We start from the raw sequence: 22,326 nt of genomic DNA on the forward strand, positions 1-22,326 counted from the left end.
TGCCAGCGGGTCCGGCGTACGGCCAGGGGGTTGCGGCGAAAGCGCGCCAATTCGCCTGCGCTGTAGGGGCGGTCATCGGCACCGGCGCGAGCGGGGTGCAGGCGGTCCCCGAACTGGCCAAGGTCGCCGACCGGGTGAGCGTCTTCCAACGCACACCGCCGTGGATGGTGCCCAAGGATGACCGCCCCTACAGCGCAGGCGAATTGGCGCGCTTTCGCCGCAACCCCCTGGCCGTACGCCGGACCCGCTGGCAGATCTGGAAATTTCAGCACGACAACACCGCGACCTTCGCCGACGACCCCGTGGTCACGGCGCGCACGCAGGTCGCGACGTCGTTCCTGGAACGCACCGTTGCCGACGAGCGACTGCGCCGGGCGTTGACGCCGGACTACCCGTTTCGCTGCAAACGCGTGCTGCTGGGCGACGAGTTCTACCGGGCGTTGCAGCGCGACAACGTCGAGTTGGTCACCGACCCCATCGAGCGGGTCGACGAGTCGGCCGTGCTGACCAAGGCGGGGCGGCGGGTCGACGTCGACGCGATCGTGTTGGCCACTGGGTTTGAAACGTCCCGCTACCTCTCCGGCATCGACGTGATCGGGCCCGGGGGCCGCCGGCTGCACGAGCGTTGGGGCGACGACCCGACCGCTTACCTTGGCGTCGCGGTCAGCGGCTTTCCGAACTTCTTCATGCTCTATGGCCCCAACACCAACCAGGGTGGAAACTCGATCGTCTACATCCTCGAGGCGGGCGCGCGGCTGATCGCCAGCGCGGTCGGCCGGGTGGCGCGCAGGGGCGGCTATGTCGACGTCCGCCCAGAAGCCGAAAAGCGCTACAACGAACGGCTTTCCGCGGACCTGGAGCGCACCATCTGGACCCAGTGCGACAGCTACTTCCGCTCACCCACCGGCCGGATAGTCACCCAGTGGCCATACACGGAACTGGAGTACGCCCGGCGAACGTGGAGGCTGCGCAGGCGCGACTGGTCGCACCGCACCGACAAGCGGCCGGCGGGGCTAGCGCAGACCGAAGTCGATCACGCCCCGGATCAGGTGGCCGGCGCTCAGGTCGGCGTAGGCGGCATTGATGTCGTCGAGCCGGTAGCGCTTGGTGATCATCTCGTCGAGGAGTAGCTGACCCGACTCGTAAAGCGTCGCCAGCAGCGCGATGTCGCTCCTGGGATTGCACGACCCGAACACCGTGCCGCACAACGTCTTGTTCATCAGGATGAAGTCTTGCAGGGCGAGCGCGATCGAGTTGGTTGCCGGCGCGGGCAGCCCCGTCAGCACGCAGGTGCCGCCCTTGCGGGTGAGCGCCAGCGCCGCCGCGACGTCGGAATCGCCGATCATGGCGGGGGACACCACGACCGCGTCGGCCATCACGCCGCGGGTCAGGTCGCGCACCAGCTCGAGCGCGTCCGTAGCCGTCGCGGCGGTATGGGTGGCGCCGAATCTCGCTGCGGAGGTGCGCTTGTAGTCGCTCGAATCGACCGCGACGATCCGGGCCGCCCCGCTGATGCGGGCGCCCTGAACGGCCGCGGTGCCGATTCCGCCGGTCCCGATCACCACCACCGTGTCACCGCCCCGCACCCCGGCACGCCGGGCGGCCGAGCCGTAACCGGTGGGAACCGCGCACGCCAGCAGCGCTGCGGGCACCAGCGGAAAGTCGGGAGCGATCTTTACCAGCGAATCCGCCGCGACCACAGTGTGTTCGGCGAACGCGCCGATCTTGGATACGTGGCCTAGGTTCCGCCCGTCGACCGTGTGATGGCGAAAGGTGCCGTCCGTCGGCATGCCTGGCGCCAGGGTCCCCGACCCCGTGTCGCACAGGTACTCCATCCCCGACGCGCACCACCTGCACCGGCCACACACCGCGACGAAGGACGTCACCACGTGGTCGCCCGGTGCGAACCCCGCTACGCCCGCGCCGACCTCGACCACCACACCGGAACCCTCATGCCCCCCGATCGTCGGCGACATGGCGGGTAATCCCTTGGCGCGCAGCGTCTCTGGCGGCGGGGCCAGCCTGCCCTGCCGGATGTGTTCGTCGGAGTGACAGAGCCCGGCGGCGGCCAGTTGCACCAGGACCTCGCCGGCTTTCGGCGGATCCAGCGTGAACTCCTCGACCGACCACGGACGGCCGTAGTCGTAGAGGATTGCCGCGCGGCTTCGCATCGATTGGTGCCGCCTTTCTATCTGGCCCTCACCGCGGCACAAATACTATCAATTGATTGATTTTGCGAAGGTGGCCCGCCGGCCAACGGTCCGACTTATCGGGCAGGGTTCGCGGCGACCTCGATGTCGCCGGCCGCGGCCGCCGCTCTCAACTGGTGGAAATCGTCCAGCGACTTCTCGGCGTAGCTGTAAGACCACTCGGCCACCGCGTTCTGCACGCCGTCACCGGTGCCGAAGTATCCGTGCAACATCGACGCGTTCGCGCTTTGGGAGTGCGCCCTGGCGAGCAGCACCGCGCAGGCCGTCACGTAATCGACGAAGGTATCGGCCGACATTCCCTCGGTGTCGACGCTGCCCTTCATGTCATGGAACTGGCGAACGTAGTAGTCGCGGTCGTCTTTGCGCGTCGCCCCGAGGAACACGTCCGACATCGCCTGCAATATCCGCTGGCCGTCGACGACGCGCATCCCTTGGCCCGTTGCGCCGACGGCCGCCGCCAGCGTAGCCGGCTGTGGCCAACCGCCGAATTCGTCGAGCACCGATCGGGTCGCCTCCTTGATCTGCAAAATCAGCGGGGTGCCGCTGGGGCCCACCAGGATCAGCAGGTAGCACCGGGTGCCGACGCTGCCGACCCCGACAACCCGCAGCGCCATATCGGTGACCCGGAAGTGCGACAGCAGTAGCGCGACGTCGGCGGGAACGGTTGCCAGATATTCCTGTATCGACTCCATCAGCACCGCTTCGACATCCTCATCGACATGCTGCAAAACCGGTGGCGCCTCACGCAGCCGCGGTGTGCCGTCGGGGCCGATCTCGGTGAGCTGTTTGAAGACTCGCGCCGAAGTCCGGGTGCGCGCCCGGGACGTCGTCTTCTGGATCACGTCAAGCAACCCCTTGGACACCGTTTCGGTGTAGCGCTCCGGTTCCACCCGCAGGTAGTAGCGGTCCAGCACGTCCATGGCGAGCATTGCCTGCAGGCTGGTTCGATAGCCGACCAGCGCCTGCTCGACGCAGCGGCGGATTGCCTTGGCCCCGTAACCCGCATGGCGCCCACCGACGATCGCGCTGGTGATCAGCCGTTTGACGTCCCACTCGGCCGGAGCGACGGCCGCCTCGTCGAAATCGTTCAGGTCGAACACTATTGAGCGGTGCGGGGCGGCATACATCCCGAAGTTGGACACGTGGGCGTCACCGCAACACATCACTTCGATTCCACTCGACGGGCAGGCGGCGAGGTCGGCGGCCATGACCGCGGCCGACCCGCGGTAGAACGAGAACGGATCGGCGAGCATCCGGGCGAACCGCAGCGGGACGAGATCCGGTAGGCGCCCGGCGTTTTGAGCCACCAGAATTTCGGTGGCCGACCGGTCGGATGGAGTCAGTTGTGCGAGCGCGCGCCGCGGCACCTCCTTGCGCAGCGCCCGACCGCGCGCCGTATCCCTGCTCGGCTCTTCCAGATCGATCAGACGTTCACGCAGCACCCGTTGCGGCATCCGCTCAGCATAGGTAGCGACGCCGGGGCCGGGGTCGGCTTTTGACCCCGAAGCCCTCAGCCGGCGGCGACTCGGGCTCGCTCGGTCATCGAGGCGATCACGCCGCCGTCGTTGAGGATGTCGGTGCCGGTGAGGTAGCCCGCTTTGTCACTGGCGCAGAACGCAAGCAGCTCGGCCATCTCCTCGGGCTTACCCCACCGCGGGACCGCGGCGTTGCTCACCATTGCGCCGGCGCCCGCCTGCTCCTCGAGCCTGCCCATCTCGGTGTCGATCGACCCAGGTGAAACCGAGACGATGCGCAGCCTGCGCCCGTTGAATCTCTCCGCCTGCGACTGGCTGTACCACTTCACGAAGCTCTTGCTGACCGCGTAGGCGATCCCGGATCGCGCTTCCTCGGGAACGATGTCGCAGGTCGTCATCAGCGCCTCCAGGAAGGCGTCGGCATCGCGCAGCGCCAGCGGAAACTGGTCCACCGGGACCATTTCCGCGGGCAGGACGTGGGCCGCCATCGACGCCACGTTGACGATCACGGCGCCCTCACCGGCCGCTTCGTAGAAAGCCTCGTTGACGTAGAGCGTGCCGAGCGCGTTGGTCCGCATGACGTAGTCCGCGGGACCCATGCTGGGGCTCACACCCGCGGTGTGGATGACCGACGCGAGCGTGCCAAGACCCTTGGCCGTATGGAGCAGATCGACGACCGCCGCCCGGTCGGTGACGTCACAGTCGACGGCCGTGGGCACCATGCCGAGCTCTTCCAGGGCCGCGGCCGCCGCCTTCAGCCGGTCCTGCCTGACGTCGCACAGGACCAGGGTGTGGTCGCGGCCGACGATCCTGGCCGTGGCCAGACCCATGCCGCCCGCGCCGCCGGTGATCACCGAAACTCGAGTCATACCGAGGACCGTATACGCAGCGTGATTGAGGGCGCACCTGGGTTAGGGCATTGCCCGGGCCCACGCGATATGCCCTTCGAAGCCAAGCGAATTGGCCATGGCGCGATAGCGGTCTCGGTAGTCCCGATAAGTTGCGCCGTCGCCGCGGGCCCGCGCCTCGAGCGCGCGCATCCGCAGCAGCCACAGGTCATGCAGCACGAATCCGGGTTCGGTCGGCATCGCCGCCAGCCGGTCGATGGCCTCTTGCGCTTCAGGGAGGTCCCTGGCGCCACCCCTGCGCAGCAGCGCTTCTGCCAGCGCGGCGGTGGTGGCGCCGAGACTGAGGAAGTCGGATCTGTCGTATTGCTCTTCGATGGCGGGGCGCAAGAGGTCGATCGCAGCGTCAAGGTCGCCGATGCGCAACTTCTCATTGGCGATGAAGAGGTTCACCAGCGTGTCCGCGCCCAGCGTGAAGCGCTCTTGCAAGGCGGCCTCACGCGCGGCGGCAAGCAGGGCGAAGGCCTCTTCGCGTGAGCCTCCGTCGTAGCTCAACAGGGCGACGCCGTGCACGTACCGCGCGCAGGCCAGCGTGAGATCGTCACCGGACCGCTCCGCGATGTCCAGCATCTCGGCCGTCTCCTGCAGGGAGGCCGCGTCGGGCAACCAGACCCCGTAGGGGATCAGGTTGTACTTGAACAGCAGCATGATCGCGCGCAACGCCGGTTCGAATGCGCGGGCCATCGTCACGCCCGTATCGAGATCAACCCGCCAGTCCGGATCGCCGAGGAAGCACCGGGCGCAGCCCCGGAGCACTGTCGCGCCGGCCAGCGGGGAGCCGATGATCAGATTGCCCTTGGTCGCGTCACCGTCGGCCAGCTCGATCGCCCGCTGCGCGATGCGTAGGGCTTCGGTCATCTCGCAACGCTGAAGATTGGTGGGCATCGCCGCGTAGAGCAGCCCGAGAATCAAGGTCGGGTCGCCGATCGAGTCGAGCAGGCTCTCGAGCTCCGAGGCCAACTGTGCGGCTTCGCCGAACCGGGCGTGCACGATCAGCGCCGGCAGCCATCCGGCCATCGCCATCGCCAGCGACACCTTGTCGCCGGCGGCGGTCGCCAGGTCGCGCAGTTCGTCAAATCCGGTGTCTGCCATGGTGCCGCCGGTCAGCCAGGAACTGGCGCAGAGCAGCGTCCGCGGCGCGATCCGCATCGCGGCGCGCTCGGTGTCGGCGGCGGGTAGGCGGTCCGCGACGTCGCGCGCATGCCGCCAGCTCGCCCGCGCGGCGGCCATGTTGCGGTGTCTCAACCACGTTCCCGCCCGCATGTACCAGTCGAAGGCCGCATGCAGATCACCCGCCGCTTTGAGGTGTTCTGCGATCAGTGCGGCATTTTCGTCGGCTGATTCCGGCTCGCGCTGTTCGATCAGGGCGGCGAGCCGGCGGTGCAGCTCGTCGCGGTCCGACTTCAGTTGCGATTCGTAGGCCACGTACCGGATCAGCGGATGCCGAAACGTGTATTCGACCTTCGGGGTGAACGCGACCTGGTCGATCAGCTCGCCCTTGACCAGTTCGTCGAGGACCGGTTCGACGCCCAGCGCGCTGACCAGGTCCGGGCTGAACCGCGTTCCGATCACCGCGGCCGCGCAGAGGGTGCGTTTGGCCGGGAAGCTGAGGCGGTCGATGCGGGCGGCGATGACGGCGTGCAATGTCGGCGGGGCGGTGATGTCGGCAATCTCTCCGTGGAGCAGGTAGGAACCGCGCTCGCCGCGAATCGAACCCCGCTCCGCGAGGTCGCGCACGATCTCCTCGGCGAAAAAGGGATTGCCGCCCGCCCGTTCGGAGATGACTTCCGCGAGCCCGCGCACCGAGGCATCGGTGCCGAGCAATTCGCCGATCAGCGCCACGGTCTGGGTGTTGTTCAGCGGACGCAACGCGATCGTCTGTGCGCCCGGAATCGCCGCCAGCGCGCCTTGATACTCGGGCCGGTAGGTGATCAGCATCATCGAGCGGGTTTGCCGGATCACTGTCAGAAAGTCGGCGAGCATCGACTCGCTGACCTGGTCGATCCAATGGGCATCCTCGATCACATAGAGGGCCGAGCCACGGCGATTCACCCATGCGGCGGTCACGAGCGCGGTGAGACGCCGCCGCCGGGCGTCACCCTCGATGTTGGGCGCTTCCACCGTGGGATCCGCAATGCCGAGCAGGTCGTCGACCAGCCAGAGATCCTCACTGTCGGCGTTCGGGAACCTGGCTTCCAGCTGCGCCCGTGCGGCCGCGTCGCCCAGCCCGTCGACCCCGAGGGCGGCGCGCAACAACCCCGTCACCGCGTGGAACGGAATATCGCTGGTGTGGGACTCGCAGTACACGGTGATGACGTCCATCCCGCGGCTCTTCGCCAATGCCGCCGATTCGCGGACGGTACGGCTCTTGCCGATGCCTGGCGGTCCGACGACATCGATGACGCATCCTGCCCCGCCGACCGCCTCATCGAGGATGCCGGCGATGGTGTTGAGTTCCCATGTGCGCCCGACCAAATGAGGGTCTTTGCGCTGGCTGTGCTGGCTCGTGGCAGCGATCAAGCGGCGAGCGGGGACCGGGTCCTTGGCTCCCTTGATGTACACCATCTCTGGATCCGCAAGGGTCGCGGCGTCGTCGACCAGCCGCGCGGTGGACTCGCTGAGCATCACCCCGCCCGGGGGCGCGACCGACTCCATCCGCTGGGCCATTCCCACCTGCTCGCCGATGGCCGTGTACCCCAGAGCGCCGGATCCGATCTCGCCGGCGATCACCTGACCCGAATTCAGGCCAACCCGTAGCTGCAGCTCGATCTTGTCCCTGCGCGCGACTTCGCCCGCCACGCGTCTGGTCTCGTCCTGGATCCCGAGCGCCGCAAGGCAGGCGCGAAAAGCGTGGTCCTCCAATGCGATTGGGGCGCCGAACACTGCCATGATCCCGTCGCCGGTGAACTTGTCCACCCTGCCGCCGAATCTCTGAACGACCGCCGCTGCGCGCTCGACGAGTTCGCCCATGATCTCGCGCAGCCGTTCCGCGCCCACCGCGGCGGCGATATCCATCGAGTGCACGACGTCGGCGAACAGTACGGTCACCTGCTTGTACTCCGCGGCCGCCGGACTGACCGTGACTTGCGATCCGCACTCGTCGCAGAACTTGGCGGTGGCGCGCAGTTGAGCGCTGCATGATGGGCACGCCACGGTGGACATCGTCACGTGAGCACCACCCATCCAGGTCGTACCACCCCAGTTGTAGAGAATAGGCGGCCTGCCCCGGTGAAGCGTGGGTATTGGCACTTTGCTGGACTGCCGGCGCTAGGGCCGCGACTAGGCGTCTGGCTCCGGATGGTGCGGGTGACCGGTGTGCCGGATTGCCGTCCCGAAGAACGGCGCCCGCAGGGTGGCGGCCAGGTGACGGCGGTAGCGGATCAGCGCGACGACGGCCACCACGGTGTACACGGCGCAGAGCAGCAGCCGGCCATGCGTCGAGGCGATCGGGAACTGCACGACGAACAAGCCGAGCAGCGTGCACGCCGCGGCGCGGTTGAACCGCAGCGCCAACAACAGCGCCACGCCCATCATGGTCTGGGTCGCCGTCAGCAGCACTTCCTCCACCTGGCGCGGGTCGAGCTGCAGTGCGAAGCCGCCGCCGCCGAGGAGGTGGGCAATCGGCAGCGATCCGATCAGCAACGTCCACTGGTTGACCTTCGAGGAGATCAGGGTGGCGATGGCCGCCGTGCCCTTGCCCCGGGCGGCGAAGATGGTGGCGACGATGAACTCCGGCGCTTCGGAGGCCAGCGGGGCGAGCCACTGGACCAGCAGGAAACGATCGATGCCCAGCTCGGTGCCCGCGGCGACCAAGTTGTCGGCGAACGGCTTGGCGCACAGCAGGATCACCGCGCCGGACAGCAGGAAGAGGCCGACGACGACGATGCGCCGGCCTCGATCGGGCAGCTCCCCCAGGGCGGCGGCGGTCCCGATCAGGTCGGGTTCCTCCACGTCACCGTGGCCGATTTTGTACAGGTAGAAGCCGAACCAGGCCAGCAGCGCGAGCCCGAGGCCGAAATGGATCTGGCCGCTCGCCGGGATCGCGAAGGCGATGATGCCGGCGATCAGCAGGAACCCGAGTTCGACGCGATTGGTCGGCTGCAGAGCCAGACCGGTGGCGTTCTTCGCGCCGGCCTTGCGGGCCACGACGATGCTGACCAGCACCACAACCGGCCAACCCAAACCCATCAGCAACCGGTTCGAGCCCGTCATGTTGGCCGCGGCGTACTGCGTGTACTCGGCGTTGTGGCCGGAGACGTAGGCGTAGTAGAGGTCGACGGCGTATTCGGGCAGCACCGCGATCAACGCCAGGATCGCCGTCGCCAGCCCGCCGGAGACATCGATCTGCGCGGTCTCCGCGGCCCAGGCCAGCAAGAAACTGGCCGACACGACCGCGGCGCCGTAGATCAGCAGGGCGGCGACTGGGTCGGGGTGCAACCCAACGATGCGGATGACCACCGCGGGGGCCACGAACGCCGCGGTGATCAATCCCGAGCGCGTCAGGGTGCGACGTCGCGACCGTTCTGCCGTCGCGGTGGCGCCCGCGGGCCTGTCGGTGGCGAGCATCGTCATCCTTCGATCGGGAGGGGTGGCGAATGGAGCGGCTGCTCCGCCTGGATTAGCCATGCCTAACGCCTCCCTAAACTACCCGCGAAGCGCGTCACCAGCAACGTCGTTGATCGGCGGAGCGTGGACGCACGCCGACGCATCTTTGCTGGCCAGGCGCGCGCCTGCGAAAAGTTAGGCAGGCCTGATCTCGAAGTTTGGCAAACCTTGCGAAGCGCAATCCATCCCCATGCAGTACGACGGCCCGCGAGCGGGGGAGGTTGCGACTAAGTGTCCGGCCCCATGGCCGCCGCCGCGGCCTGGGCGAACAGTTCGACGGCCTGGTTGCGGGTTAGCGACGCCAGCATTTGTTCGGCGGCGCGCATCATGTCGCCGACCATCAGTGTCGGCCCGTTGTCGAGGTTCCCGAACGCCTCGGCGATCACGTCGGTCACGGCGGCAGCGCCCGGCGGCACCTCGTCGAGCGACCCGATCTGTCCGCGGCTGTGCTCGAGTTGCCGCAACGCGGGGGTATCGGTCTTGCCCAGGATGAGGCCCAGGACGTCGACGCCCTTGTCGTGCAACTCGGCCCAGAGCGCTTCGGCGAACACCATGTCGAACGCCTTCGTCGCGCCGTAGGCGACCATGTTGGCCCCACCGGCCAGGCCGGCGCCGGACCCGAACAACACGATGCCGCCGCGGCCCCGCTCGACCATGGGACCGGCGAAGTGGTGGCACAACTGCATCGGCACCATGCAGTTGCGCTGCACCATCGCCTCGGCCACTCCGACCGGATTGGCCAGGAACGGCTCGAAGTTCGGGTCGGCGCCCGCGCAGTACACCAGGAAGCCCACCTCCAGGTCGCCGGTCGCCGCCGCGATCGCCGCCGCCGCGCCCGGTTCGGCGAGATCGATGGCGAGGGTGCGGGTGGACACCGACGTGTCGCCGCGGATCGCGGCCGCGACTTCGTCCAGGACGGCGTGCCGGCGGGCGATCAGCACGACGTTGACGCCCCGCTCGGCGAGCCCGCGCGCGAAGGCCGCGCCCACCCCGTCCGAGGCGCCGGCCACCAGCGCCCAGGGCCCGTACTTGGTTGCGAACGTCATCTAAGGGCTCCCGAATGTGGTGATGCGCACCGAAGTGAACCGACGCCGCGCAATACGCCAACCATCCCCGGTCCGCACGATCTCGTCGTCGTAGAAACCCCATGCGTTCACGCCGGATTGGTTGTCGCCGAACATGATCACCGCATCGACATAGGTGCGGGCCGATGCGTTGTCGCCGTTGACCGTGATGGCGTGGTTGGTCAGGCGGTGCAGGGTATGCCCGGCCGGCGCGTGGGTCATATCCATGAACTCCGTGACGGCGTCGACACCGGTCCACGACCCGATCTCCCCGTAGTCGAGCTCGCAGTCCGCGGTGAACACGGTGCGAAACAGCGGCCAGTCGCGCCGGTCTATCCCGGTGGCGTACCGCACCAGCAGCTCGGAGATGTCCTGGCGGTCTTCGCGTTCGGTCATGGCACGTCTCCGTTCGGATGGACGACGATGCGCGGCGGACGCGCAGATCGCGGTGCTCAGGGTGCGCAGCAACAGCTCGCCCGCCCCCGGCTGGGGGTCCGGCGTCTCGCGGACCTGCAACCGGCCGTCTCTCAACACCGCAGCGCGCAGAAGCGTTAGCTTTCTCTAATAATCGACATGTAATCTCGAATGTTCGCTCAACTCTAAATCGTGCGGTAAAGGAGTCAAGCCATCCGCGGAGCGACGTCTGCGCCGACGGCCCGGGTGCTCGATGTAGTCGAACTGCTGGCCCGGTCCGGGAATGCGCGGCTGCGGTTCTCCGACATCGTGCGCGAGCTCGACCTCACCCAGGCGACCGCGCACGCGATCCTGAAGACGTTGTGCGACCGGGGGTGGGCCAGCCGCGATCCGGTCGCCAAGACGTTCACCCTGGGTCCCGCGCTGGCCGTCGTGGCGGCGCGGACAGACACCGCCCGGCCGCTCGCGCATGCGGCCCGCTCCGCGGCGCTGCGGTTGTCCCGCGAGTTCGGCTACGCCTGCTCGGTGGTGGAGCGGTTCGGTGATTCGTTGGTGGTCACCGCGTTTGAGGGCGAGCCCGCCACCCAGCCGTCCGGGATACCCGGCGATCGCATCCCGTACGCACCGCCCTTCGGGGTCGCGCTCGCCGCCTGGGACGACGAGGACGAGCAACGAGCGTGGATCCGCCGCGGCGCGGGCGAGAACCCCGATCGCATCCGGCGCCTCGAGCAGGTGCTCGAGCGCACGCGTGAGCGCGGCTTCGACGTCGACTGGACGACGCCCGCGCTGGCCCAGGCCGCGCAGGTCGTCGGCACGCTGGACAGCGCCGAGATGCCGAAGCCGGTGCGCCACATCATGGATCAGTTGCGCGTCGAGTTCATCACGATCGGCTTCCTCTCCGACGACAACCCGGGCCGGCGCAAGCAACCCGTGGTGACCATCGCCGCGCCGGTGTTCGACGAACGGCAGGTGGCCCTGATGGTGGCCGTGCATCCGCTGTGCCCGCTGTCGGCGCGGCAGATCCGGCTCATCGGTAAACACCTGACCGACGAAACGACCGCCATCAGCGCGGGCCCGTCGCGACCCGACGCGGTCGAGCGCGCCGTCTAGGCTCCGCGTATGGAATTGCGGCAGCTGCGCTATTTCGTGGCGGTCGCCGAGGAGTTGCACTTCGGCCGGGCCGCGCAACGCGTCCACATCTCCGGGCCGGCGCTCTCGCAACAGATCATCGCCCTCGAGCGCGAACTGGGCGCGGACTTGCTCGTGCGTGACCGCCGCAGCGTTCGATTGACCGAGGCCGGGCGCACTTTTCTTCCGGACGCGCGCCGCATCCTGGCGCTGGCCGACGATGCCAAGCGCCGGCTCCAGCGGGCGGCCGCGCGCAGCACGCCGGTACGCCTCGGGTACGTCAGCTGGCTGCCCGAGGACCTCACCACCCTGGTGGGTTCTGCGGCGGACTTGCGCCTCGACGAATGGGTGTTGCCGTCGCATGCGCAAGCCGAACGCGTTGCCGAGGGCACCCTCGACGTCGCGCTGGCGTGGGTCACTGCCGACCAGGTCAGTCAGCTCGGCCTGGTGGCACACCTGGTGCGAACCGAGGCGCTGCGCGCGGTCCTGCCCGGCACTTCCTCGGCGGATCCCGTTGCCGCGCAACGGCTCAGCGTGCTTGTCGACGCCGACGAGTCGGCGTGGTCGTCGTGGAACCGATACGCCACCGAGTTCGCGGCGGCCGTGGGCGCCCGCGTCGTGCACATCGACGACGGCGGCATCACCGGGGATGCGTTTTACGCACACGTGCGCAAGGTGGGCGCGGCCGTGCTCGCATCACCCAAACGCCATACCGCGGCGCTGCCACCGAGTCTGGGGCAGCGCCCCGTCGCCGAGCCGATACCGCTGTGGACATGGTCGCTGCTGCACCGGCGCGACGACGACCGCGCCAGCGTGCGTGACGCCGTGGACGCGCTGCTCACGATCGCGCGCACCCGCGACTGGCCGGCCCCGCCCGCCGGCCGCTGGTGGGCCCCCACCGGCGATCCCCACCTGCGGTGAGAACTCGCCCCGAACACTGGTAAGAGAACGGTCCTGGACGAGCGGGCCGGCGCCGCGCTTCAGTGGAGTGGTCGGCCCGGAAGGCGAAAAGTCATGGCAGAGAACTACGTTGTCGAGCAACTGGCCGGATTCGTCGTCGGCGCGGAGCAGGCGGACCTGACGGGACGGCCACGGGCGTTGCTCAAACGCAACGTGCTCGACAGCATCGCCTGCGCGGTCGGTTCCCTGGACGGGGAGCTGATTGCGACCGTTCGCGAGCACACCGACCAGTTCAGTGGCGCCCCGACCGCGACACTGGTGGGCGGGGGACGGGCGTCGGTGGACCAGGCCGCGTTCTTCAACGCGGTGCTGGTGCGGTATCCCGACCTCCTCGACACCTATCTGACGGTCGGGGGGCTGTGCCATCCCGCCGACAACTTCGGCGCGATCTTGGCCGTCGCCGAGCACACCGGCGCCAGCGGAGCCGACTTCCTGCTGGCCCTGGCGGTCGCCTACGAGGTGCAATGCCGATTCAGCGCCCAGGTGCCCGTGATGGCGCGGGGACTCAATCACGCGTTGCAGCTGTCGATGTCGGTGGCTGCCGGCGCGGCCAAGTTGCTTGGGTTGGGCGTCGACGAGACCGCCAACGCGATCGCGGCCGCGGCGACCGACAACGTGTCGCTGGCCACCGTGCACGCCGAACCGGTCTCGAACTGGAAGGGCATCTCACCGGCCATCACCGGCATGCGCGCCGTCTACGCGACCATGCTGGCCGCCCGCGGCGTCACCGGCCCGCGGTCGTTGTTCGAGGGCCCGCACGGCCTCGTCCAACTCTTCGATCAGCCGATCGATCTCGCGGCCGCCGACCGCGGGCTCGCCTGCGTCGAACGGACCTACTTGAAGCAGTACTGCTCACTGATTCACGGCCAGGTCGTCATCGACGCGATCTTGGCGTTGCGCGACGAGCACTCCCTGCGGGGCGAGGACATCGCGCGGGTAACCCTCGAGGTCTTCCAGGGCGCTTATGACTTCGCCGGCGGGGGAGCCTACGGCGCCAAGGACGAGCCCCGCACCAAGGAGCAGGCCGACTACAACCTCAAGTACTTGAGCGCGGTTGCACTCCTCGACGGCGGGGTGGGCCCCGAACAGCTGGAAACCGAGCGGGTGCGCCGCGCCGACGTGCAGGAGCTGTTGGCGCGCGTCGACGTCGAACCGGCTGCCGACCTGACCGCCGACTATCCGAAACGCACCGCGGCCCGGGTTCACCTGTCGACCCGGGACGGGCGCGAATTCCACCGTGAGCAAGCCGATTACGAGGGCTCGCCCACCCGGCCCATGTCGTGGGAACGCGTCATCGACAAGTTCGCCTGGCTGGCCGAACCCTTCTGCGGGGAAGCGTTGCGCGCCGACATCGTCGCGGCGGTCGATCACCTCGACGAGATCTCGGTCACCGACCTCACCGGTCTCCTGGCGGCGGTAAGCCCCCGCGCGCAACGGCCGCGGGCCAATCCCCGGTTCTGACGCGCCCTCTTGCGTTACCCGCCGCCGGCAGTGCGATGATCGGCCATGCGCAAAGATCAGGGCATCAATCGGTGGGAGTTGGTTACCTGCGCAATCGCGGGACACGCCACCTATGCGCCCGACGAACAGGATCTCGCCGCCCGGCTGAGCGGCACCACCGGACTTGGCGAGGTGTGGCGCTGCCTGCGTTGCGGTGAGTTCACCGTCGGCGCGCCACACGGGCGGGGACGCGCCGAAGATGCGCCGATGATCATGCGCGGCAAGGCTTTACGCCAGGCGATCATCATCCGGGCGCTCGCGGTGGAACGCCTGTTCCGCGCGGTGGTGATCGCGCTCGCCGCCTATGCGGTGTGGAAGTTTCGCGGAGCCCGGGGAGCCATCCAGGCCACCCTCGAACGCGACCTGCCGATCTTCCGCGCCGCCGGGTTCAAGGTCGACCAGATGACCATCGTGCACGAACTCGAGAAGGCGCTGGCCGCCAAACCCTCCACCCTGGCCTTGCTGACCCTGATGCTGACCGCCTACGCGCTGCTGGAGGTGGTGGAAGGTGTAGGTCTGTGGCTGCTGAAGCGCTGGGGTGAGTACTTCGCGGTGATAGCCACGTCGGTGTTCCTGCCCTTGGAGATTCACGACCTGGCCAAGGGCATCACGATGACCCGCGTGGTCACCTTCACCATCAATGTGGCCGCCGTGATCTACCTGCTGTTCTCGAAACGCCTGTTCGGTTTGCGGGGCGGACGTGAAGCGTACGACGAGGAGCGACGGGGCGAGCAGCTGCTCGATGTCGAGAAGGCCGCCGCCAAAACCTGAGGCCCCAGGCCACCGCGGCTGGTAAGAACTAAGGCGATGGGCACTTATGCGGTCACCGGATCGGCATCCGGGATGGGCCACGAGACCGCGCAGCGGCTCAAGGCCGACGGGCACACCGTGATCGGCGTCGACATCAAAGACGCCGACGTCGTCGCCGACTTGTCGACGCCACAGGGGCGTCGGCAGGCCGCCGACGGCGTGCTGGCGGCCTCGGGCGGCAGACTCGACGGCGCGGTGCTGGCCGCCGGGCTCGGGCCCAGCCCCGGTCGAGAGCGGCTACGCCAGATCGGCGAGGTCAACTTCTTCGGCGTCGTCGAGCCGCTGGTCGCGTGGCGACCGGCGCTGGTCGCGGCCGAGAGGGCGAAAGTGGTTGTGGTGGCCAGTAACTCGGCGACGACGGTGCCCCTCGTCCCGCGCCGCGCGGTGAAGGCGTTCCTCGCGCATGACGCCGACAAGGCCCTGCGAGCGGTGCGACCGTTCGGCCCGGCCGCGCCGACGATGATGTACGCGGCCTCCAAGATCGCCCTGAGTCGTTGGGTGCGGCGAAACGCGGTGCTGCCCGAGTGGGCGGGCGCGGGCGTGCGGCTGAATGCGCTGGCGCCCGGAGCCATCATGACGCCGTTGCTGCAGGAACAGCTCGCGACGCCCCGGCAGGCCAAGGCCGTCCGGTCCTTCCCCGTGCCAATCGGTGGCTTCGGCGAGGCGCGGCACATGGCCGAGTGGATGTGTTTCATGCTGTCCGAATCCGCCGAATTCCTCTGCGGCAGTGTCGTCTTCGTCGATGGCGGGACCGACGCCTACTTCCGGGCCGATGATTGGCCCAAGGCGCCACCCGCGCGGGGGCTGCCGGCCTACCTGCGGAAGTTCAGACGCCCGGCCAATGTGTGACAGCGCGCCGGCGCACGGGCGGCTGTGCGTAGGGCCACAAAATGGCTTTTCGTGGCGTTTACCCCGGCGCGGCGCGCCCGTAAAGCGGCCCCGGTGCAATTCAATGAATCGGCGCAACAGGCCGAACAGACGAAGGATCGAAACCGTGGCGACACTGCCCTCCTGGATCAGTCAGAGCCCTACCAATCTCGATGTCGTGACGCCGATCAAGGCGCGTGCCGGTTACGCGTTGCGGGTGGTGCTGAGAACCCGGCCAAGCCGCGCACGCGCCGTGAGGCTCATGCCACGGGGCGCGGAGCGCTGCTGAGGGCCCACCGCCCGCACGACTACTGGAACCACAACGCCGCGTATCACGGCTGGCTGGTCGACATCGCCGCGCGCCATCGCGGCGACGTCTTGGACGTGGGGTGCGGCGACGGGTTGCTCGCCCGGCGGCTGGCCACGGTGTCGCGCAGCGTCGTCGGCATCGATGCCGACCCAACCGCGGTCGAACGGGCGATAGATCGGTTGCAATCCACCGACAATGCCTCGGTGCTCCTCGCCCGCTTCGAAGCCTTCGCGGCGGAGCCGCGCTCGTTCGACCTCATCACGTTCGTGGCCAGCCTGCATCATCTGCCCCTGCGCGAGACCCTGCAGAGGGCACGCGAAATGCTCACGCCCGCAGGGGAACTCGCCGTCGTGGGCCTGTCGGCCAACAAAACGGTCGCCGACTGGGCATGGGCCGCCCTGTGCACCCCCGCCGCGCGCGCAGGGTCGCTGCTGCACGGGGAAACTCGCAACATCGGCGTGGCCGTGGCCGATCCGCGGGAAAGTCTGCAGGAGATTCGCCGGGTGTCCGCCGACGTGCTACCGGAAGCAACGATCCGGCGGGGCCTCTACTACCGCTACCGCCTACTGTGGCGGAACCGCTAGGCCCATCGCGCGCTCGCGTTCCCGTCGACGGGCCCGCGAAGCGCGCAGATTGGCGGCGTTACCGCACGTCTTGACGTCGTGCCAGACCCCACTGTTGTTTTTGGAGCGGTCGTAGAACGTCGACCCGCAGTGGTGGTTGTGGCACCGCTTGACGCGCCGCCAGGTATCGGCGTGCTGGCTCAGCAGAATCTCGGCCCACAGCGCCGACGCCAGCCAGCGCCACCCGGCGCCGCTGGGCTCCAGTCGGACCGCCCCGGCGTCGGAGACCACCAGGGCCGCGGGAATGGCGCCTCGTCCGCCCGTCGTCTCGCCGCTCACCAGTGCATCGATGGTGTCCCGCAACGAGCGCAGCTTGGTCAAATCTGCGTCGTCGAGCTTGGGCGGCGGTAGCACCTCGCCGCGGGTGGTCGACCAGTTACGCACCGCGCCCGCGACCCAGTCGCGGGCGACCGCGGTGTCAGCCAGCAGGTCCGGGCCATAGCCCGCGATCCCCCTGGTGTTGAGGAAGTCCTGGACCAATGCCAGGCCGCCGGGCGCCGGGGTGATGCCGTACCGCTGTGACGCAGCCCATGAAATAGACATAACTAAAAGATACTTGACTATGTCGACACCGGCAACTACGGTGACAGAAACAAATTGGATTTACCTACGTCAGGAGTCTGGATCATGGTCAACATCAAAGGGTCGACGGTCGTAGTTACCGGCGGACAGCGCGGGCTGGGCAAGGCCATCGTGGACGAGTTGTTGGAGCGGGGCGCGGCCAAGGTCTACGCGACGGCGCGGGCGCCCAAACCCAGCGCGGACCCGCGCGTGGTCAGCGCCGAGTTGGACGTGACCGATGCGGACTCCGTTGCGGCTCTGGCAGCTTCGGCTTCGGACGCCGAGATCGTAATCAACAACGCGGGTGTCCTCGGCGCGGCGAAGCTGCTCGACAGCGACATCGAGGAAGTGCGCGCGGTGTTCGAGACCAACTACTTCGGTGCGCTGCGCGTCGCCAAGGCCTTCGCGCCGATCCTGGCCGCCAACGGTGGCGGCGCGCTGGTCGACATCGCCTCGATCCTGTCCTGGATGCCCGGCTCCGGCGGGTACGGCGACTCCAAGGCGGCGCTGTGGTCGACGACGAATACGCTGCGGATCGAACTCGAAAAGCAGGGCACCCTGGTGGTCGCCGCGCACCTCAGCTTCACCGACACCGAGATGGCGTCCGGCTTCGACGCACCAAAGAACGACCCGCGTCAGGTGGCGCACGCAATCGTCGACGGTATCGAAGGGGGCGAGCCCGAGGTGCTGGCCGACGACGACACCCGCTACGTGAAGGCGGCGCTGTCCGGGCCGGTCGAGGCGCTGCCCCGGATGCCGTAGGCATGAGGGTCTGCCCGAAGGCAGTTCCCCGTCTTAAGACGGTGGGTCAATCAGGCCCTTGCGGATGGCCTCGCCCAAAAATGGGCTTGCTGCACTTCGGGCAGACCACCGGGTTGCCCCGGCATCCACCACGGTCGCACCCCGCCGGCCGGTAGCTCGACGGTCGAAGGTCCTCAACGCTTCGGCCGAAGGTCACATTCACACCGCGGCGGCGCTCCGGTGGACGTGTTTGGATAGCGGTATGTCGGACATGGAAATCGAAGGCATCGTGAGCGCCACGCGCGTCATCGCGGCCAACGCCGCGCGGATCTTCGAGCTGATCGCTGACCCCGCGCGCCAGCCGAGCTGGGACGGCAACAACAACCTCGCCTCGTCCGCCCCGGGCCAACGAGTCCGCGCCGTCGGGGACGTGTTCACCACGAAGCTGACCAATGGCGCCGTGCGGGAGAACCACGTCGTGGAATTCGTCGAAGGCAGCAAAATCGCCTGGTGCCCAGCCGAACCCAGAAAACAGCCGCCCGGTCACCTGTGGCGCTGGGAGCTCAGCCCGGTGAACGCCGAACTCACCACGGTGACCCACACCTACGATTGGACGGGGCTGACCGACGCCAGCCGCCTGGAACGCGCTCGCGCGACGACGCCGGAGATGTTGCGCGAATCGATGGACCGGCTCGCCACGGTCGCACAGAACCCCGACTCGTGAGGCCACGGCCGCTGTGAAACGCGACTGACTCAGCCGTTCTTACCCCGCACCCACTGGACCGTGCCGTAGTTCTTCACGCGCACGCTCACGAATCCCTGGCCTTCCAGGATGTCGCCGATCTCGTCCTCGTCGAAGACATGCGCCCCCACGTTCGGCAGCTTCTGGAACAGCCGGGCGGCCGGACCGACGGTGGGCACCATGACGGCCAGCCTGCCGCCCGGTCGTAGCACCCGCGCCATCTCGCCCAGCGCGGTCTCCGGATGGGGAATCAGCTGCAACACGGCCGTCGAGATGACCGCGTCGACCGTGTCGTCGCGCAGCGGAAGTCGTTGTGCGTCAGCCCGGATGAAGCCGACCTGCGGTCCGGCCTCGTTGCGGACGGCGCGCGCCAGCATGGGCTCGGAGATGTCGACCCCCAGCGCGAGCCCGCCCGGGCCGGCCGCGCGTGCCAGCGACGCGGTCACGTTACCCGGGCCCGAGCCGACATCGAGCGCTGTGCCGCCGGGCGGGATGTTCAACCACTCGAGCGGTGTCTGCCACGCGCTGATCAACCGCCGCGACAGGGCTTGGGCGTTGTCGTAGAGCATCGATCCGATCGGTGATGCCCACGCCGCCTGGATCGGGCCGGTGTTCTTGGCGACGCCGTTGCCCTCGTCGGATCCGCTACCGAGCAGATCCAGATAACCCTTGCTCACATCGGGATTCGCCGGCGGATCGGCCAGCAGCTCCAGCGCTCGACGCAGCGCGGGGGGCAACGAGACGTGCACGTCGGTCATGCGCACTCCTTCGACCAAATACCAAGCCGTACGCCGGAATCGGGGATCGGGCCGCCGGAAGAAGGCCCCCTGGCGGCCCCTACCCCGCCACTACGCAGCGTACGCCGAGCCGCACTCGGTCACCGCCTGACGGCGGCGTGCTCGCGCACCAGCGAGTACAACCGCCACTGGCCCGGCACGCCCTTGAGTGCTGTCTCGCCGCGGTCGCCGAAGCGGTGCCGCGATCCGGTGACGATGTCGCGGAGCGTGGAGGACACCAGCACCTCGCTGGGGCCGGCGAGGGCGGCCACCCGGGCGCCGATGTGTACGGCCATGCCGGCGACGTCGTTGCCGCGCACCTCGACTTCACCGGCGTGGATGCCCACCCGCACCTCAATGCCCAGCACGCGGACCGCGTCGACGATGGCGTCGGCGCACGCGATCGCGGCGCTCGGGCTGCTGAACGTCGCGACGAAGCCGTCCCCGGCCGTGTTGACTTCTCGCCCGGAGAATCGCAGCAGTTCGTGCCGAACGAGGGTGTCGTGGTTGTCGAGCAGGTCGCGCCAGCGGTGGTCGCCGAGCAGCGCGGCACGCTCGGTGGAGCCGACGATGTCGGTGAACACGATCGTCGTGAGCAGGCGCTCGGCGTCGGAGGCGCCGCGCACGCCGGTGATGAATTCCTCGATCTCGTCGAGGACGGGGGCGGTGTCGCCGACCCAGTACAGGGTGTCCCCGCCCGGGCACTCGACCAGGCGTGCGCCGGGGATGTGTTCGGTCAGGTAGTGGGCGTGCTCGACGGGGCTGAAGGCCTGGTTGTCGCGGTGCAGGATCAGGGTCGGGACGGCGATACGGGGAAGCCGGTCGCGGACGTCGCCCTCCCTGACCTTGTTGATGAACGCGCGGGCCATGCTGGGCGACGCCGCCCGGTTGCCGGCCATGTCCCACCACGACCTGAACGCGGCGTCGCCCGCCACGGAGGGCGCGATGATGCCGAGCATGTCGAACCCTTGCTCGACGGCGTCCGGCTCCATCCCGACCGTCGTGAAGCGGTCGGCGTCGTCGAGGTCGCTGCCGATGGGGTAATCGGGCCCACGCAGCGTGCGCGCCGCGCCGTTCGCAATCACCAGGCTGTTCACCCGCTCGGGATGGTCGGCCGCCAGAACGATCCCGGCCAGCGACGTGAAACCCGGGGCGAAGATCGTCACCCGCTCGCATCCCACCGCGTTCATGACCGCGATCGCGTCCTGCGCCCACGATTCCGGGCCGAGCATGTCCGCGGGCACCCGCGACGACAGGCCGATGCCGCGCTGGTCGAACCGGATCACCCGGCAGAACGACGCGAGCCGGCGATGGAACCGGTACATCGACGGCTCGAGGTCGACGCAGTCGATCGGGATCAGCGGGCCCGGCAGCACGAGCAGGTCGATCGGACCATCGCCGAAGACCTGATAGGCGATGTCGATCTCGCCGCAACTGGCGTACCGGGTTCGCGGAGCCGCAGAACTCCCAGCCACGCATCCAGGCTAGTGCAGGTCACCGACACGCCGGAACCGCTCAGCGGCGGATGATCGGCACGAGGTAACGGGCGGCGTACTCGCGGACGGCCGCGGGGTCTGACGTGTCGAGGCGGTCGGTGGGAAACACGATGATGCCGAGCGCGACGCGAAGCAGGATGTCGGCGATGTTGGACAGGTCGCGGTCGGGAATGTCGGTCCCGCAGCGGCGCAGGGTGTGGGCGATGCCGTCGGCGAACTGCCCGATGGGGAAGGCCCGCGATCGGGAGAACATGCCCAACAGCTCGGGTTCGCTCTCGGCGATCCGCGAGTACAGCTTCGAGTCGTGGACCAGGCGCACGCCCAGCGCGAACGCCTCGACCACGGCCTGCTGCGGATCGCAGCCGGTGGTCGCGCGGTCCAGCGTGCTGAAGAAGGATTCGGCCTCGCGCCGCACCACGTGTCCGAACAGGTCGTCCTTGGTGGGAAAGCGCCGGTACACGGTGCTGCGGCTGACGCCCGCGCGGGCCGCGACGTCTTCGATGTTGGCCCGGCGCACGCCGTAGGTCTCGAAGACGGCGCGCGCGGTGTCCAGGATGGTGCGGTCGACGTCGCTCAGCGCCGCGTCCGCGTCGGGCTGCGTGGCTGTCCGCATCGCCTCAACTCCTCGAATGACCGCCCGGTATGCGATCGGCGCGACCGGTTGCTAGGCTGTTGAAACAAAGATACGGTTTTGTGTCATTGATTCGCAAGGGCATGGCGGCTGAGGCCGCGGGGAGGGGAGCATGACCACCCACAACGACGGGTTGGCGGCCGCCCCCACCCCTTTCACGGCGGGAACCCGCTTCGACACCGGGGTGCGGGAGGCGTTGCCCATGCCGGTAGACGGGCCTGCCGGGGCCGCCGGCGCGCGGCTCGGACCGGAGTCGTTGACCTGGAAGTTCTACGGGGACAACCGCACCCAGTTCTTCGGGTTCCAGCGCACGGCGGGCGTGGAGAACTGCATCGAACAGCTCGCCCAGGGCGTGCTCGACCACTCGGTGGTCTTCAGCGACACGTTAGGTCGGGCGAAGCGGACCGCGCCGCCGCTGATGAAGACCGTCTACTCCGACGAGCCGCGCGAGTGGGGCCGCAAGGTGCGCGACTTCCACAAGACGATCAAGGGCACCATCAGCGACGGG

21 protein-coding genes are annotated in these 22,326 nt (G+C 68.5%); 10 read left to right on the forward strand and 11 right to left on the reverse strand.

Going from position 1 to position 22,326, the window contains the following annotated elements:
- On the forward strand, nucleotides 1–1,130 hold a 1,130-nt coding region (locus A5704_RS27955), incomplete at its 5' end, for an NAD(P)/FAD-dependent oxidoreductase (RefSeq protein WP_231969231.1).
- Here the strand turns inward: A5704_RS27955 and A5704_RS23250 are convergent.
- The 7 genes from A5704_RS23250 to A5704_RS23280 form a co-directional block, all read right to left on the reverse strand.
- Nucleotides 1,014–2,171, reverse strand: coding sequence for a Zn-dependent alcohol dehydrogenase (locus A5704_RS23250; protein ID WP_067891290.1), 1,158 nt, complete (start codon nucleotides 2,169–2,171; stop codon nucleotides 1,014–1,016). The genes A5704_RS27955 and A5704_RS23250 overlap by 117 nt on opposite strands.
- Before the next feature lie 95 nt (nucleotides 2,172–2,266).
- On the reverse strand, nucleotides 2,267–3,664 hold the full coding sequence (locus tag A5704_RS23255; RefSeq protein WP_067754164.1) for a DUF2252 domain-containing protein: 1,398 nt from the start codon (nucleotides 3,662–3,664) through the stop codon (nucleotides 2,267–2,269).
- Nucleotides 3,665–3,720: 56 nt separating this feature from the next.
- Complete coding sequence (locus A5704_RS23260) at nucleotides 3,721–4,554, reverse strand: SDR family oxidoreductase (protein ID WP_082954948.1); 834 nt, start codon at nucleotides 4,552–4,554, stop codon at nucleotides 3,721–3,723.
- Between the two features lie 42 nt (nucleotides 4,555–4,596).
- Nucleotides 4,597–7,752: an adenylate/guanylate cyclase domain-containing protein gene (locus A5704_RS23265; RefSeq protein ID WP_067778737.1), complete on the reverse strand. Its 3,156-nt coding sequence runs from the start codon at nucleotides 7,750–7,752 to the stop codon at nucleotides 4,597–4,599.
- 117 nt (nucleotides 7,753–7,869) lie between these two features.
- Entirely contained in the window at nucleotides 7,870–9,162 is a 1,293-nt protein-coding gene (locus A5704_RS23270; protein ID WP_067754162.1) for a sodium:proton exchanger, read from the reverse strand.
- Between the two features lie 260 nt (nucleotides 9,163–9,422).
- Entirely contained in the window at nucleotides 9,423–10,241 is an 819-nt protein-coding gene (locus A5704_RS23275) for an SDR family NAD(P)-dependent oxidoreductase (protein ID WP_067754160.1), read from the reverse strand.
- Complete coding sequence (locus A5704_RS23280; protein WP_067754190.1) at nucleotides 10,242–10,655, reverse strand: nuclear transport factor 2 family protein; 414 nt, start codon at nucleotides 10,653–10,655, stop codon at nucleotides 10,242–10,244. It lies immediately after the preceding gene.
- A gap of 264 nt (nucleotides 10,656–10,919) precedes the next feature.
- Here A5704_RS23280 and A5704_RS23285 point away from each other — a divergent pair, with 264 nt between their 5' ends.
- From A5704_RS23285 to A5704_RS23310, 6 genes are all read left to right on the forward strand, one after another.
- Complete coding sequence (locus A5704_RS23285) at nucleotides 10,920–11,783, forward strand: IclR family transcriptional regulator (protein WP_067754154.1); 864 nt, start codon at nucleotides 10,920–10,922, stop codon at nucleotides 11,781–11,783.
- Between the two features lie 9 nt (nucleotides 11,784–11,792).
- Nucleotides 11,793–12,722, forward strand: coding sequence for a LysR family transcriptional regulator (locus A5704_RS29650; RefSeq protein WP_067891293.1), 930 nt, complete (start codon nucleotides 11,793–11,795; stop codon nucleotides 12,720–12,722).
- Between the two features lie 93 nt (nucleotides 12,723–12,815).
- Nucleotides 12,816–14,222: an MmgE/PrpD family protein gene (locus A5704_RS23295; RefSeq protein ID WP_067891296.1), complete on the forward strand. Its 1,407-nt coding sequence runs from the start codon at nucleotides 12,816–12,818 to the stop codon at nucleotides 14,220–14,222.
- 45 nt (nucleotides 14,223–14,267) lie between these two features.
- The gene (locus A5704_RS23300) at nucleotides 14,268–15,032 is read left to right on the forward strand and encodes a DUF2127 domain-containing protein (protein WP_067891298.1); all 765 of its coding nucleotides are present in this window, start codon (nucleotides 14,268–14,270) and stop codon (nucleotides 15,030–15,032) included.
- Nucleotides 15,033–15,068: 36 nt separating this feature from the next.
- On the forward strand, nucleotides 15,069–15,920 hold the full coding sequence (locus A5704_RS23305) for an SDR family oxidoreductase (protein WP_067891301.1): 852 nt from the start codon (nucleotides 15,069–15,071) through the stop codon (nucleotides 15,918–15,920).
- 300 nt (nucleotides 15,921–16,220) lie between these two features.
- The gene (locus A5704_RS23310; RefSeq protein ID WP_369828492.1) at nucleotides 16,221–16,832 is read left to right on the forward strand and encodes a class I SAM-dependent methyltransferase; all 612 of its coding nucleotides are present in this window, start codon (nucleotides 16,221–16,223) and stop codon (nucleotides 16,830–16,832) included.
- Here the strand turns inward: A5704_RS23310 and A5704_RS23315 are convergent.
- Nucleotides 16,812–17,351, reverse strand: coding sequence for a CGNR zinc finger domain-containing protein (locus tag A5704_RS23315; protein WP_067760191.1), 540 nt, complete (start codon nucleotides 17,349–17,351; stop codon nucleotides 16,812–16,814). The genes A5704_RS23310 and A5704_RS23315 overlap by 21 nt on opposite strands.
- Nucleotides 17,352–17,498: 147 nt before the next feature.
- Between A5704_RS23315 and A5704_RS23320 the strand changes: the two genes are divergently transcribed.
- Nucleotides 17,499–18,194: an SDR family oxidoreductase gene (locus tag A5704_RS23320; RefSeq protein WP_067760168.1), complete on the forward strand. Its 696-nt coding sequence runs from the start codon at nucleotides 17,499–17,501 to the stop codon at nucleotides 18,192–18,194.
- A 241-nt stretch (nucleotides 18,195–18,435) separates the two neighbouring features.
- Nucleotides 18,436–18,897, forward strand: coding sequence for an SRPBCC family protein (locus A5704_RS23325; protein ID WP_067760166.1), 462 nt, complete (start codon nucleotides 18,436–18,438; stop codon nucleotides 18,895–18,897).
- A 29-nt stretch (nucleotides 18,898–18,926) separates the two neighbouring features.
- Here A5704_RS23325 and A5704_RS23330 read toward each other — a convergent pair whose 3' ends face one another.
- From A5704_RS23330 to A5704_RS23340, 3 genes are all read right to left on the reverse strand, one after another.
- A complete protein-coding gene (locus A5704_RS23330) occupies nucleotides 18,927–19,673 on the reverse strand; it encodes a methyltransferase domain-containing protein (protein WP_067760159.1) in 747 nt (248 codons plus the stop codon).
- 119 nt (nucleotides 19,674–19,792) lie between these two features.
- Nucleotides 19,793–21,166 carry an adenylate/guanylate cyclase domain-containing protein gene (locus A5704_RS23335; RefSeq protein ID WP_067760155.1) on the reverse strand — a complete coding sequence of 458 codons (1,374 nt, stop codon included), beginning with the start codon at nucleotides 21,164–21,166 and terminating at the stop codon, nucleotides 19,793–19,795.
- Between the two features lie 40 nt (nucleotides 21,167–21,206).
- Entirely contained in the window at nucleotides 21,207–21,800 is a 594-nt protein-coding gene (locus tag A5704_RS23340) for a TetR/AcrR family transcriptional regulator (RefSeq protein WP_067780804.1), read from the reverse strand.
- Between the two features lie 130 nt (nucleotides 21,801–21,930).
- Between A5704_RS23340 and A5704_RS23345 the strand changes: the two genes are divergently transcribed.
- A partial coding sequence (locus tag A5704_RS23345; protein WP_156675674.1) for an oxygenase MpaB family protein occupies nucleotides 21,931–22,326 on the forward strand: 396 nt, incomplete at its 3' end.

This window comes from Mycobacterium sp. E735, assembly GCF_001666955.1.
GTDB lineage: Bacteria > Actinomycetota > Actinomycetes > Mycobacteriales > Mycobacteriaceae > Mycobacterium.

Coding starts and splice junctions, on each gene's coding strand:
- A5704_RS23305 (WP_067891301.1), top strand. CDS start 15,069: ATGGGCACTTATGCGGTCACCGGATCGGCATCCGGGATGGGCCACGAG.
- A5704_RS29650 (WP_067891293.1), top strand. CDS start 11,793: ATGGAATTGCGGCAGCTGCGCTATTTCGTGGCGGTCGCCGAGGAGTTG.
- A5704_RS23270 (WP_067754162.1), bottom strand. CDS start 9,162: ATGACGATGCTCGCCACCGACAGGCCCGCGGGCGCCACCGCGACGGCA.
- A5704_RS23340 (WP_067780804.1), bottom strand. CDS start 21,800: ATGCGGACAGCCACGCAGCCCGACGCGGACGCGGCGCTGAGCGACGTC.
- A5704_RS23320 (WP_067760168.1), top strand. CDS start 17,499: ATGGTCAACATCAAAGGGTCGACGGTCGTAGTTACCGGCGGACAGCGC.
- A5704_RS23300 (WP_067891298.1), top strand. CDS start 14,268: ATGCGCAAAGATCAGGGCATCAATCGGTGGGAGTTGGTTACCTGCGCA.
- A5704_RS23330 (WP_067760159.1), bottom strand. CDS start 19,673: ATGACCGACGTGCACGTCTCGTTGCCCCCCGCGCTGCGTCGAGCGCTG.
- A5704_RS23265 (WP_067778737.1), bottom strand. CDS start 7,752: ATGTCCACCGTGGCGTGCCCATCATGCAGCGCTCAACTGCGCGCCACC.
- A5704_RS23255 (WP_067754164.1), bottom strand. CDS start 3,664: ATGCCGCAACGGGTGCTGCGTGAACGTCTGATCGATCTGGAAGAGCCG.
- A5704_RS23275 (WP_067754160.1), bottom strand. CDS start 10,241: ATGACGTTCGCAACCAAGTACGGGCCCTGGGCGCTGGTGGCCGGCGCC.
- A5704_RS23260 (WP_082954948.1), bottom strand. CDS start 4,554: ATGACTCGAGTTTCGGTGATCACCGGCGGCGCGGGCGGCATGGGTCTG.
- A5704_RS23280 (WP_067754190.1), bottom strand. CDS start 10,655: ATGACCGAACGCGAAGACCGCCAGGACATCTCCGAGCTGCTGGTGCGG.
- A5704_RS23250 (WP_067891290.1), bottom strand. CDS start 2,171: ATGCGAAGCCGCGCGGCAATCCTCTACGACTACGGCCGTCCGTGGTCG.
- A5704_RS23295 (WP_067891296.1), top strand. CDS start 12,816: ATGGCAGAGAACTACGTTGTCGAGCAACTGGCCGGATTCGTCGTCGGC.
- A5704_RS23325 (WP_067760166.1), top strand. CDS start 18,436: ATGTCGGACATGGAAATCGAAGGCATCGTGAGCGCCACGCGCGTCATC.